Raw genomic sequence first — 13,541 nt, forward strand, 5'->3', positions numbered from 1 at the left:
TTTATCTAAATTTGCACATACGTTTTCAGATGCTTTTTATGCAGAAACAGCAGTTACAACAAAGTTTACAACAACGTCTTTCACCCCAGCAAATTCAGATTATCCGCATGCTCGAGTTGCCGGCCATCGAAATGGAAGAACGCATCCGGCAGGAGCTTGAAGAAAATCCGGCGCTTGAAGAAGGGCGCGAACCCTTGTCGGATGGTGAAACCGATGGTTCCGAGGCAGATGAAACCATATATGAAAGCCCGGAAAACGAGACCGATTTAACCCTTGGCAACTATCTTACCGAAGATGATATTCCTGATTACCAGATTCGTGTAATGAACGGCGCAAACGAACGACGCGAAGATATTCCTTTTTCTGCCGGCCCTTCGCTCCATGACTTCCTTGTCGAACAACTCAGTCTTCGGAATCTGACCGAGGAAGAAAAGAAAATAGGCGAATACATCATAGGGAATATTGATGACGACGGTTATTTGCGTCGCGAACTGTCGGCCATTGCAGACGACTTGATGTTTAAGGCTGGGGTAGATGTGAACGAATCCGACATCGAACCAACCTTAAAAGTCATTCAGGATTTCGAACCCATCGGTATCGGAGCGCGCAACTTGCAGGAATGTTTGCATATCCAGCTCGAGAAAAAAGAACAGACACCTTACACCCGTCAGGCCACAGAAATCATTGATTGTCATTTTGAAGCTTTTATACGGAAGCATTACGACAAGATTCAGCGGGCCTTGAATATAGACGACGAAACCTTGCGAGCCGTTTTACATGAAATAACGGCACTTAACCCCAAGCCCGGCAACGGCTGGAACGAATCTTCCGAGAGTGCCATGAACGAAATCACACCCGATTTCATCGTCGAAAATCACAACGGTGAACTGACGCTGAGTATGAATCAGCGCGATGTGCCCGACTTACGCATCAGCCGTGAATACAGCGATATGTTTCGCGATTATGCCGGCAACAAGACGAACCGCAGCCCGGAGATGCGCAATGCCGTTCAGTTTGTCAAACAGAAACTCGATGCTGCACAGTGGTTTATCAATGCTGTTCGGCAACGTCAAGAGACTTTACAGCGTACCATGGAAGCGATCGTCGTATTGCAAAACGAATTTTTCCTCACCGGCGATGAAACGAAGCTCCGGCCGATGATTCTGAAAGACGTAGCCGAACGTGCGGGATACGATATCTCGACCATCTCGCGTGTCAGCAACAGTAAGTACGTACAAACGAACTTCGGGATTTTCCCGCTGAAGTACTTCTTTTCCGAATCAGCTCGTAACGATAGCGGTGAAGAAATATCTACACGTGAAATCAAGCAAATTATGCGCGAAACCATCGATGCGGAAGATAAACAGAATCCTGTTACCGACGATGCGCTTTCAGTCCTTCTGAAAGAGAAAGGCTATCGGTTGGCACGCCGTACCGTGGCCAAATATCGAGAGCAAATGGGAATCCCCGTAGCCCGACTCCGAAAAGAAATTTAAAACAGACCGTTCCATTACGGTTATCGGAAAGTTTTTTATCTTTGTCGCGGAATAACATTAACCCATAAAAAATTAGAATCATGAATTTCCCGACAGAATTAAAGTACACCAAGGACCATGAATGGATCCGTGTTGAGGGCGACTGCGCCTATGTAGGTATTACCGATTATGCACAGAAAGAGCTGGGCGAAATCGTCTATGTTGACATTCCCACCGAGGGTGAGCATGTAGCTCAGGAAGAGGCGTTCGGCTCTATCGAAGCCGTAAAAACCGTTTCAGACCTGTTGATGCCTGTATGTGGCGAGATTCTCGAAGTCAATTCCGAACTCGAAGATAAACCGGAGTTGATCAATGAAGATCCGTATGGCAAAGGGTGGATCGTAAAAATCAAACCGGACGACGTAAGCAAAGCTGAGTCTCTGCTTTCTGCTGCCGATTATCAGAATCTTATCGGATAAACTGGTATGAAACCGGTTGTAAGTATCATCATGGGCAGTACGTCAGACTTGCCCGTGATGAATAAGGCGGCACAATTCCTCGACGAGATGGAAATCCCGTTCGAGATGAACGCTCTCTCGGCCCACCGTACTCCCGAAGAGGTGGAACGGTTTGCCAAAAATGCCGCCGGACGCGGAATCAAAGTCATTATTGCAGCGGCCGGTATGGCGGCACACCTCTGCGGCGTGATTGCTTCAATGACAACGTTACCCGTCATCGGCGTACCTATCAATGCTTCGTTGGATGGTATGGACGCGTTATTGGCTATCGTACAAATGCCGCCCGGTATTCCCGTCGCGACAGTAGGCATCAACGGAGCACAGAATGCTGCTATTCTGGCTGTACAGATGCTTGCCCTTGGCGATGAGAAGTTGAGCTCTCACCTGGCAGCTTATAAGGAGGATTTGAAGAAGAAGATCGTCAAGGCCAATGAAGAGTTGGCCGCTGTGAAGTTCAAATATAAAACGAATTGAAACGCCGCCACACATCGGTTGTAACGATCGGGAATACTCCGCTCGGAGGAACCAATCCTGTTCGTATCCAGTCCATGGCCGATGTTTCGACCATGGATACGGATGCTGCCGTAGCTCAGGCTCTCCGTATGGCCGAAGCGGGTGCCGAATACATACGCTTCACGGCGCAAGGTGAGCGGGAGGCTCATAACCTCGGTCTTATCCGCAGCAAATTGCGCGAAAAGGGGTGTGAAACACCTCTCGTGGCCGATATTCATTTTAATCCTAAAGCGGCTGAGGTGGCTGCTGTTCATGTCGAAAAAGTCCGAATTAATCCCGGTAACTATGTAGATGGGGTACGTAAATTTCGAAGCACTGATTATACGGACGAAGAATATGCAGCCGGGCTTCAAAAGATTCGCGACCGCTTTATTCCTTTTCTCCGTCTATGCCGAAAACATCGCACGGCTATCCGCATCGGTGTCAATCACGGCTCTCTTTCGGATCGTATCATGAATCGTTATGGCGATACGCCCGAGGGTATGGTCGCCTCATGTATGGAGTTTCTCCGCATTTGCAAGGAGGAGCATTTCAACGATGTCGTACTTTCCGTCAAGGCTTCGAATACAGTCGTTATGGTGCGTACCGTACGACTTCTCGTGCGCATGATGGAAGCCGAAGATATGTATTATCCATTGCATTTGGGGGTGACCGAGGCCGGTAACGATGAAGACGGACGCATCAAAAGCGTCACAGGCATCGGGGCGTTGCTGACCGACGGTATCGGCGATACGATCCGTGTATCGCTCAGCGAGCCTCCCGAAGCCGAAATACCCGTCGCACGGAAGCTGGTACATCATATTGAGGCCTGCAGGGAGGTCGAATTCACCGATATGCCCTCAACCTATCAAGGTACGGTCACGGATTATACGAGGGAGACGAAGGCCGTCGAAATCATCGGTGGAGAACATCTTCCTGTTGTTATTTCATGCCGGAAACCGGATGATCTTGCGATTTCAACAGTCGATCGGCCGGATTATTTTCGGGTATCTTACAATGATAATGACACACAGTCTGTACACGAATCAAATATCTATCGCACAGGCGAAACTCTGAAGCCGAGCCATGTCCGTTTAATGGAAGTTACCATTGCCGATCTTACCCCAGCATTTATTGAAGAAATCAAGGGGCAGGAGGCTGTTGTCCTGATCTTGAAAAGGCTCTCGGCCGACGGGGTCAACGAGGCGCGTGCAGCTGTCCTTCGTCTTAAAGAAGCCCAATCTCAAACGCCGCTTATCCTGCATCGTCATTATAAGGAGACCGATCTCGAAAACCTTCAGATCAAAGCGGCGGCCGATCTCGGGGTACTGCTTATCGATGGAATCGGTAACGGGGTTATGATTACGAGCGATGGGTTCGATGCTTCGGTGACTGATCGCCTTGCTTTCGGTATCCTGCAAGCTGCACGTGCCCGAATCAGCCGTACGGAATATATATCATGCCCCGGATGCGGACGGACACTTTATAACCTGCAAACAACCATCTCCCGTATCAAGGCGGCGACATCTCACTTAACGGGGTTGAAGATCGGTATCATGGGATGCATCGTCAATGGACCCGGTGAGATGGCTGATGCGGATTACGGCTATGTCGGTGCGGGACGTGGTCGGATCAGTCTGTATAAGGGGAAAACGTGTGTACTCAAGAATATCCCTGAAGAAGAAGCCGTAGAGCAATTGCTCAAGTTAATTGCCGAAAACCTCAGCATCGAAACCACAGCGCCTCCGACAGACCTCAACGAGCATCCACTACGTCGCGTAGCAAAAAGTCGGTTATTGAAGCCATGACTTCGCGCGTATAGTCATCATTTTTAAAAAGTCCGAAATGACATCCGAGGTTGGTCAGGTTTGACATTTCAAGGAATGGGATGATTTTACGGGCGCGTTTCATGACTTCTTCACCCGGAAATAAACAGTCGGATTTATCGGCAACCAGACCTACCGGTGCGCGAAACTTATGTAAATCTTTCTTCCGGAATTCTTTCCAATCTCCTTTGGAAATCTTCATATGCAGAAAGAGTATTCTGGCCATTTCGATTAAGTCGTCGTGTTCGAACGAAAGCACCGGCATCAAGTGTTTTTTTAGCAGTTCATCGGTCAGCTGTTCTTCATGTTTATCTCCCATACGCATCAGCTTCTCGACTTTCAATGACAAGTTCTTTGTGATGCCGGCCGGCTGAACAAGCAAAAGCCGCCGGACGCACAACAGCGCTTCCGTACAGAGTTGTAAGGCGATATTGGCCCCCCATGAGTAACCTAATACCGCACATTCCCGAAGTCCCAGACTGTCCATGACTTGGAAAGCCCACTGCCCGTATTCGTATTTGGCCGCCTGCAGACGTTGTTCCGCGCTGAATCCTACTCCTCCCGGCACATCCGGTGCAACGAGTCGTAATCGCCTTAAATCCAACCCTTCGATAAAAGGGCGCATCGCCAACGGGTTGGTGATCCACTCTCCACTGAAACACATGACGGGCATACCGCTCGGGGAACCGTAATACATGACGTGTGTATCTCCGAAACATGTTTCCACCATCTGTTCCGAAAGAGGGACTTTCAATGCCAGCAAATGTTTACGATATAAATCGTGAAGCAATCGCCTGCCTTCAGCTGATTGATACACTTCGGTATTGTTTCTTTTCATTACAGGTATAAATTGAACACTTACTTAAGTATAAGTACTGTGTCACGGAAAAAGATATTCATACCCTGTCTTTCCGTGACACAGTATTCTTTATATTTATCTGTCTATTTAATAATGATCTTTTGTACCATTTGATCAATCTTGACGATGTATAATCCTTTGGCCAGTGAGAGGGCAATTTCACCTGCCGGAAGTTGTTGATGGTAAGAGAGTGTACCCATCACTGTGTATATCTGCACCATGGCGGGTTGATCCGTCCGAATATGTATACCGTTTCTGTCTGCCCATACTGCTGCATATTCTTCAATCAATTGGTTTGCCGTAGGTTTGATGCCGGAGAACCGAACGTTCAGAGACTCCGTCACGTAACGGAACACGACCGTCATACTGCCGTCGAGGTTCTTTGTTTTTTTCATTCCGCCATCTTTATCCTGCCATTTGGAACCGGTTGTGATCTCCAGCTCATCGAGTGTATATCCTTCGTCCGGCGTAATCGTGAACGTAAAATTCTCTCGCGAAGGAACCGAATGAATTCCTTTACCGGGTTTCGTCTTGGCATGTTCACATTCGTTGATCACGACACTATGACTCAACTGAGTCGGCGGCAGATTTTTCGGAATAAATTCGTATGCTCCGATATCCACCCGGTCGTCATAGATTCGTTCCCCTCCCGCCAGGTCCTTTGTGCACCCGGCAGTAATAATCGGCGGATTCCATCCCGCATTGTTTGCTACGCTCCGCACGTCTTTCAAACGATAGTCTCCGGCCACCATTCCCCCGTTAGTATTGAATCCGGGCTTGGCAAAATACAGGATGCCGGTATGATTATCTCCTGCATTCGTGCCCAATAAGTTCCATGCGTTAGGAACGTCTATACCTTCGATCACGCAGAAAGAATACTCCGTACCGACTGCCATATTCACAATGTTAGGAAGGATTTGCGATGCAATCGTACGATTATCATAGATGATACTATTCATGACTTTCACACCTGTTGTCTGCGCATTATACATCCCTGCTCCCGACACTCTTGCCTGATTCCCGGAAAGAGTGACATTCAGCAGATTCGTCGCACCTCCTTCATTGTACATGCCGGCGCCTCGATTTGCCTGATTCCCACTTATCTCGGTATTGATGAACAACGGACTTCCAGTTGCACATGTTCCGCGTGAGAGAGTATATACGCCGCCGCCTTCGTGTGTGGCCGCATTGCCGCGGATGATACAATTGACAATCGTCGGAGAACCATTGTCATTAAAGATACCGGCGCCCTGTTTAGCCATACCTCCGGTAATGATGAAGCCATCCCACCGTGCACCGCGACTGACTCCACATCCTCCTTCGGGATAAGAACGATTCCCGTCAATCCGGATAACCGACGAGTCTTTACCTTGTAATATCGTCGGGTGGGCAACGATATTACGTTCCTCAATCGCCGACTCCGCACCCCCAAAGCCTCCGTACACTTCTACACTGTCGTAAGCCATCACGTACGAGCCGCCGGCAGGCGTATAGACCCCTTCAGCCATCCATATCCGGTCGCCCTTGCCGGCAACAGCCAGAGCCGTATCCAGGTTCAGGAATGCATCTTTCCATGAAAGACCGGTCTGTAGTCCGGATGTTGATCGCTTGTTCACGAAAAAGTCGATTGTTTTTCCTTGTATGTTGACTGTTCTTTTCGCAACCATTTCGCATCGCATCGTGTCGCCCGGAGCATAACTGATTCCTTTTTCAAAGATTTTCAATTCGATCTGTTTTTGGCCGATGGTTGTCCAAGTGACACTCGGAGCGGCAACCGTTGATGAAGCCGGTGTCCCTTCGGCAAATGTCCACGTATATCCCGAGATGGACGATGAGGCATTTTTTACGGCAAAGGTTTGAGGCACATTTACTTTGGCCGGTTTTCCCAAAGGTGTACGGAGTATGGTAATCATATCCGGGTCGTAGCATCCAAGAATGAGCTTCTGGGCTGTAGGAGTAGAAGGAAGTCCTCTGACAACGGATTTGATGGAGTGCGTGAATTTGTCGGCATAAGAGGATGCATCAGCCAACGTATAGGTCGTACCGTCTATGGTTGTCGTTCCCGGCACGACGACGATTCGTCCGTAGGGAGCATCATGGTGTGTGTCGGTAGTGATCCTGAACCTCCGTTCCGGTTCACTGACGAGCGTGATAAATTTATTGCGTAGCGGGTCACCGTTGGGAGCGGGATTCAACGTATCTTTTTCCAAAAAGATATCATCCATAACGTACGCCGTTCCCCCGAGATTAAACACAGAGACCGTTCCCCCGTTTTTGTCAGCCGCCATGAAGATGCCGTTGCCTACAGGCGCCTTATTGTTCTGTATCGTTGCGCGTCCAAGGATGCTTACTTCTGGAGTATTCGTTGCATGCGAGCCGATAAAGAGGCCTCCGGCTTTTTGAGAAGCCTGATTACCGCTGATTTCGCCACCGGTCATATAAAGTACGGTTTGGTTATTGACACCGATGCCGGCTGCAGTCGGCGCCTTATTGCTGGCTATTCGTCCTCCGGAGATACGGATGGTATCGGTCAGCCCGGAAGCATAAATTCCCCCACCGCTCTCTGATGCCGTATTATAAGCGATTTCGCCGAAGCGGAGATGTACTGTAGCATGTGAATCCATCGAAATACCACCTTGTGTCGTTTTCGCAGCATTGTGATTAATACGTCCACCGGCCATGTATAGAGTTCCCTGAGCTGTGGGTGTTCCCGAAAGGGCGACCCCTCCGCCATTCATCCCGGACTGATTATTACGTATGCCGGCATTGTCTTGCAAATAAATTCGGCCGGATTCATTCGCTACCCCGCCGGCTACTTTTTTCGACCGGTTATTGTATATACTGGTATTGTCGTTCATATGCAGTGTTGCACCGCCTCCGGCACCTCTCATGCTCAGAGATACCCCACCTGCCAATTCGGATGCTTCATTGCTGTGTACGGAGGCATTACCTTGCATTTCGACCGTAGCGTCTGTGTAGGCAGCTATTCCGCCTCCGCTTTTCGAAGCGCAGTGATGGATAGAAGCACTTCCGTTCATGATGAATTTGTTTTCGCGTTGTGTTACTCCGCCACCGGTATTTTTACTATAACAGCCATAGACAGACGAATTACCGTTCATCATAACAAGCGAACCATGCCCGCTGAAGATTCCTCCCGCGTCGTTATCATCAGCTTCGGACATACATCCGGCAATCGTGGCATGGCCATTCATCGTTACCACCGAATTGGGTCCTGTACTGCAAATGGCGCCGGCAACCGTTCCGGAAGCGGCTCCGGCGGGATGATAAGAACATAACCGAATAAGAGAGCCGTTGTTGAGGGTTAGCTTCCCGGAGTTCCGGATTCCGGCACAATCCCCTGAACCGGTGTTATGGTTATTCTGTAAGATCGCACCGTCGTTAAGTATCAGCGTAGCACCGGCATTTATAAGGATGAGCGGATGATCGGCCATAAGGCCACTGTTCGTACGGGTCGTATCGGCCTGCACCGTGAGAGCCTGCTGGTCCCATAAAGCGCCTCCGTCAAGCACGATACCCTCCATGAGGAGGGTAGCATCATTTTGTACCGTGATCAAAGACGTAAGAAGTGCTGCGCTGCGTTTGAGTGTAAATATCCCTCCCGCGCTTTTCAATACGATGTGCTGGCCGCTGTTTACGGTTACAGCCGTCGTCATACTGTGATTCATTGTGGCTTCGATGGTCGTAGGAATTCCTGTTGTGGGGACGGCAGCCACGGCCGCACTCAGTGTCGGGTAGTCCGTTGTCCCAATGCGAAACTGCGCTTGTGCAGCATAAGCTACCCCCAGGCAGAGGGCAAGGATTCCAAGTAATTTTGTTTTCATGTCCTTATTTATTATTATGAAGAATTTAACTGGTTTGCAAATTCGGAGACATTATAAATGTCACCACAAAATTAGATGTAAATTATGAGAGGAAAAAATATTTTTCAAAAAAAAACTGTGCGTTCAATATTATTCTATATATTTTAGCCGTATAATCTAATATACAAAGCATAAATCTGTTGTAAGATGGATCGGGGCCCTTACTGTCAGAATATCTGATTATGCTCTGAATGGCTTGAAATGGTTGAGATCTGTCGGAAGAATTGTTATTGATTTTCACCTGTTTTTTATTGCCTTTAAAAATTCAGATTAAACGAAGGCCGGATTCTTTATTTTTTTATATCTTTACAGCGAAAAAGGCTGAATACGATATTTTGAAGAAAATCACCAGATAAAAAAGGTTCTTATGAGAGCACAAAGAAAAAAAGGAGGGCTGAAGGTATATGCCGTATCCGGAAGCCATGTGGTTTTGCTGGGCATTCATTTGCCCGAAGAGGAGTGCGAGGGGTTGCTCGGCTTTTCGGTTTTGCGGGAAGACCATACCGAGGGGGAGAGGTATTATCTGAAAGCATCGAAAGTTTTTGAGGAGACGGACCCGAGGCTCAAACCCGGCACGCAGTATTCCACGCATAAGTTTCCCATTCAGAGTTTCCAGTGGGCCGACTATTCGGCCAAGCCGGGATATGCCTACACCTACGAGGTGTCTGCCCTGAAGGGCACGCCGGCCCATTTAACGGTCTATGCCACCGTGCGGGTGGCGATACGTACCGAGAAAGAGGAGGACGTGGGGCACAATGTCTTTTTCAACAGAGGGTCGGCCGCCTCGCAGGAATATGTGCGGCGATTCGGCGATGTGTCGCCGAAGGATGTGCCGGACAATAGGGCGTTTGAATGGCTCTCGCGTGGGGCCTACGAAGCGCTGGTGAGTTTTGTGGAGTCGTGCGGGCCGGAGCACAGCTTGCGGATTGCGGCCTACGAGTTTCATTACCGTCCTTTTCTCGAAGTGATCGGGAAAGCGATGAAGCGGGGAGTGGATGTGCGGATTGTTTACGACGGACGGAAGGAGTATCCGCGCCTGATCAATGAAGCGGCCATCCGCGAGACGGGGCTTGCCTCTTGTTGCACGCCCCGCCTCAACGGCAAATCCTGCATTTCGCACAATAAATTCATCCTGAAGCTCGAAAGAGGCCGTCCGGTATCGGTATGGACGGGTGGGATGAATTTTTCGGAAGGAGGCATTTTCGGACATTCCAACGTGGCGCATGTCGTCAACAATCCCGCCATTGCCGAGCGGTACGCACGCTATTGGGAGGCATTGCGAAGCGACCCCGAGAACGGGCCGATGAAGAAACGGGTGGAAGAGATCACGCCGGCATTCGCTTTGCCGTTCCGGGAGGAGGAAATGGTGGTCTTCAGCCCGCGCACCGGTATGGAGGTGCTGGAGAATTATGCCGGTATGGCACGGTCGGCCAGGCATGCGTTGTTTATGACGTTCGCTTTTGGAATGAACGAAGAGTTCAGGAAGGTGTATCAGACCGCACGCACGCCGTTGCGATATGCACTTATGGAGAAAGCGTGCATGGCCGGAAAAGACCGGGAGAAATTTGAAAGGGAGAAGAAGGAGATCGAAGCGATCCGGCGTAAGAAAGAGAATGTATTCGCTATTGGCAATATGATCCGCACGAATCGTTTCGACGGATGGCTCCGGGAACGGCTCACAGGATTGAACTCCAACGTGAAATACATCCACAACAAGTTTATGCTCATCGATCCGCTGGGCAAAAACCCCATCGTGGTTACCGGTTCGGCCAATTTCAGCGTCGCTTCCACGAAGAACAACGACGAGAATATGGTGATCGTCCGCGGCAACCAGAGGGTGGCCGACATCTACTTGGGCGAATACATGAGGCTGTTCAGCCACTACTCGTTTCGTGAATCGCTGCAATGGCGCGACCCTCTCGAAAAACCGAAATACCTGAGAACCGACGATTGGTGGAAAGATTATTTCCGGGACAATGCACGGGGAGCACGGAGAAAATATTTCGCTCAGGTCAGCGAATAAAAAAAGGAAGAATATGTTTCTTCCCACAAGAGGTGGAGTATAGCGGACTCGAACCGCTCACCTCGACACTGCCAGTGTCGCGCTCTAGCCAGATGAGCTAATACCCCCTCGAATTATTTCACGGCAAAGGTAACGTTTTTTTCAACAATAGCGCTACCTTTGACGGGAAATTTACGGACTATGCTTGTTTTTTATACGACATTTCATCTCTCACACAGGAAATATGAAGAGGGGCTTGCTTATTTACGGACGGTTTACATCCCGGCGGCAACGCGCAGCGGTCAACTCCGATCGCCACGTTTGCAGCGAGTCGTTCATGAGGTGGAAGGTGCGGAAGGAGTCAGTCTGTCTGTGCAGTTCGGGGTAAGCGATGAAAAGACGTTACAAGCCTGGATGTGTGACGAAGGGGCAGCGTTACATCAAGAGCTTGTCGCGCGATTCGGACATGAGATGGCGGGGTTCTCGACTGTACTCGAAGAACTTGATTTGATATGAAAGGAGGGGGGGCGACGGCTTTAGAACGGATTATTCTCGGGATTGACCCTGGGACGATCGTTATGGGATATGGCGTACTTTCCATCAATGGGCGAAAAGCAGCCCTCGAAACGATGGGCGTGTTGAAGTTAGACCGTTATGAAGATCACTATGTACGTCTGCGCCGCATTTATGAACGTGTCATCTCGCTAATCGACCAATATCATCCAGACGAGATGGCGATCGAAGCGCCTTTTTTCGGGAAGAATATACAAAGTATGTTGAAGCTGGGACGTGCACAGGGGGCTGCCATTGCCGCAGCGTTAAATCGTGACGTGCCGATATTCGAGTATGCGCCGTTGAAGATTAAGATGGCCATCACCGGTAACGGACAAGCGGCTAAAGAGCAGGTGGCCGGCATGTTGCAGCATATCCTCCGTATTCCCGACGAATGTATGCTTCCGCAACTTGATGCGACGGATGGGCTGGCCGCAGCCTATTGTCACTATTTGCAAACCAACCGGCCCATGCCCGAAAAAGCATACACCGGTTGGAAAGATTTCATTGCTAAAAATCCCGGCAAGGTGCGGTGAAAATAAACAGTTGTGTTCTTTTCCGCCGCGATCGCCGGATGTAACTGTTATACTACGCCTTGTGCCATCATTGCGCGGGCTACTTTCATAAACCCTGCAATGTTCGCTCCTTTCACGTAGTTGATATATTTGCCTTCGCGACCGTGGAGCACGCACTGTTCGTGGATGCTGCTCATGATCTGATGCAGTTTCTCATCTACTTCTGACGCCGGCCAGGAGATATGCATGGCATTCTGGGTCATTTCTAACCCCGATGTGGCCACACCACCTGCATTCACCGCTTTACCCGGAGCAAACAGACGGTTGTTATGCAGGAACAGATCGACTGCTTCGGCCGTACAACCCATGTTCGAAATCTCGGCCACGCATAGCGTGTCATGGTCAATCAGAGCACGTGCATCTTCAGCGCCTAATTCGTTCTGTGTAGCACACGGCAACGCAATATCAACCTTCTGCTCCCACGGGCGTTTGCCTGCAAAGAATGTTGCTCCCTTAAATTCGTCGGCATATGGAGCAACAATATCATTTCCGGAAGCACGCAACTCGAGCATATAATCAATTTTCTTACCGGAGATACCTGCCGGATCGTAAATATAGCCATCTGGACCGGAAATAGTTACGACTTTTGCACCCAACTCGGTCGCTTTGGTGGCAGCACCCCAGGCTACGTTACCGAAACCGGAAATTGCAACCGTTTTGCCTTGGATATCGTGCCCGTGCTCACGCAACATCTGATGTACGAAATAAAGTCCACCGAAACCGGTCGCTTCGGGACGCAAGATCGACCCTCCGAATTCCATGCCCTTACCCGTCATCGTTCCCGTATTTTCACGAGCTAATTTTTTGTACATGCCATAGAGATAACCCACTTCGCGTGCACCTACGCCAATGTCACCTGCCGGAACATCCGTATCCGGGCCGATGTTACGCCAGAGTTCCATCATGAACGACTGACAGAAGCGCATCACTTCGGCATCACTGCGTCCGCGGAAAGCAAAATCCGCCCCGCCTTTTCCGCCCCCCATAGGAAGGGTGGTCAATGCATTTTTGAAGGTTTGCTCGAAGCCGAGGAATTTCAGGATCGAGAGGTTTACCGACGGATGGAAACGCAGCCCACCTTTATACGGGCCAATTGCATTGTTAAACTGTACGCGGTAACCGAGGTTGACATGTACTTCGCCCTGATCGTCGACCCAGGGCACACGGAATGTAAAAATACGGTCGGGTTCCACTAACCGTTCGATGATTTTTGCTTTTTCAAATTCCGGATGTTCGTTGTAAACATCTTCAATTGAGATAAGCACTTCTTTGACAGCCTGCAAGTATTCCTTCTCTCCGGGATGCTTGGCTTCCAATGATAATAAGATTTCTTCGGTCTTCATGTTTTTTTTATTTTTAAA

10 protein-coding genes and 1 tRNA gene are annotated in these 13,541 nt (G+C 49.5%); 7 read left to right on the top strand and 4 right to left on the bottom strand.

All coding sequences use genetic code 11. The features are described from left to right. Window positions 1–38: 38 nt before the first annotated feature. The 4 genes from rpoN (at window position 39) to ispG (ending at window position 4,293) form a co-directional block, all read left to right on the top strand. Complete coding sequence (rpoN, locus tag BFO_RS04860; protein ID WP_041591135.1) at window positions 39–1,496, top strand: RNA polymerase factor sigma-54; 1,458 nt, start codon at window positions 39–41, stop codon at window positions 1,494–1,496. Window positions 1,497–1,576: 80 nt separating this feature from the next. Beyond that, on the top strand, window positions 1,577–1,954 hold the full coding sequence (gcvH, locus tag BFO_RS04865) for a glycine cleavage system protein GcvH (RefSeq protein WP_014224526.1): 378 nt from the start codon (window positions 1,577–1,579) through the stop codon (window positions 1,952–1,954). Between the two features lie 6 nt (window positions 1,955–1,960). After that, window positions 1,961–2,467 (top strand): 5-(carboxyamino)imidazole ribonucleotide mutase, encoded by a 507-nt coding sequence (gene purE, locus BFO_RS04870; RefSeq protein WP_014224527.1) that lies wholly within the window; start codon window positions 1,961–1,963, stop codon window positions 2,465–2,467. Further along, the gene (ispG, locus tag BFO_RS04875; RefSeq protein WP_014224528.1) at window positions 2,464–4,293 is read left to right on the top strand and encodes a (E)-4-hydroxy-3-methylbut-2-enyl-diphosphate synthase; all 1,830 of its coding nucleotides are present in this window, start codon (window positions 2,464–2,466) and stop codon (window positions 4,291–4,293) included. Before purE ends, ispG begins: the two co-directional genes overlap by 4 nt. On the opposite strand, the gene BFO_RS04880 is transcribed toward ispG, so the two are convergent. Both BFO_RS04880 and BFO_RS04885 read right to left on the bottom strand, forming a co-directional pair. Beyond that, window positions 4,241–5,149, bottom strand: coding sequence for an alpha/beta fold hydrolase (locus BFO_RS04880; protein ID WP_041590682.1), 909 nt, complete (start codon window positions 5,147–5,149; stop codon window positions 4,241–4,243). The two genes, ispG and BFO_RS04880, sit on opposite strands and share 53 nt — an antisense overlap. A 104-nt stretch (window positions 5,150–5,253) precedes the next feature. Next, the gene (locus BFO_RS04885; protein WP_014224529.1) at window positions 5,254–9,012 is read right to left on the bottom strand and encodes a T9SS type A sorting domain-containing protein; all 3,759 of its coding nucleotides are present in this window, start codon (window positions 9,010–9,012) and stop codon (window positions 5,254–5,256) included. A gap of 406 nt (window positions 9,013–9,418) precedes the next feature. Here BFO_RS04885 and BFO_RS04890 point away from each other — a divergent pair, with 406 nt between their 5' ends. Then, window positions 9,419–11,074, top strand: coding sequence for a phospholipase D-like domain-containing protein (locus BFO_RS04890; protein WP_014224531.1), 1,656 nt, complete (start codon window positions 9,419–9,421; stop codon window positions 11,072–11,074). A 33-nt stretch (window positions 11,075–11,107) separates the two neighbouring features. On the opposite strand, the gene BFO_RS04895 is transcribed toward BFO_RS04890, so the two are convergent. Continuing rightward, window positions 11,108–11,181, bottom strand: a tRNA-Ala gene (locus BFO_RS04895). Window positions 11,182–11,254: 73 nt separating this feature from the next. Here BFO_RS04895 and BFO_RS04900 point away from each other — a divergent pair. Together BFO_RS04900 and ruvC are read left to right on the top strand one after the other, a co-directional pair. Then, on the top strand, window positions 11,255–11,569 hold the full coding sequence (locus BFO_RS04900) for a DUF4286 family protein (RefSeq protein WP_014224532.1): 315 nt from the start codon (window positions 11,255–11,257) through the stop codon (window positions 11,567–11,569). Beyond that, window positions 11,566–12,141, top strand: coding sequence for a crossover junction endodeoxyribonuclease RuvC (gene ruvC, locus BFO_RS04905; protein ID WP_014224533.1), 576 nt, complete (start codon window positions 11,566–11,568; stop codon window positions 12,139–12,141). The genes BFO_RS04900 and ruvC overlap by 4 nt, the downstream gene beginning before the upstream one ends. A 47-nt stretch (window positions 12,142–12,188) precedes the next feature. On the opposite strand, the gene gdhA is transcribed toward ruvC, so the two are convergent. After that, on the bottom strand, window positions 12,189–13,523 hold the full coding sequence (gene gdhA, locus BFO_RS04910; RefSeq protein WP_014224534.1) for an NADP-specific glutamate dehydrogenase: 1,335 nt from the start codon (window positions 13,521–13,523) through the stop codon (window positions 12,189–12,191). Window positions 13,524–13,541 lie beyond the last annotated feature (18 nt).

Source organism: Tannerella forsythia 92A2 (assembly GCF_000238215.1).
In the GTDB taxonomy this organism is placed as follows: Bacteria; Bacteroidota; Bacteroidia; order Bacteroidales; family Tannerellaceae; genus Tannerella; species Tannerella forsythia.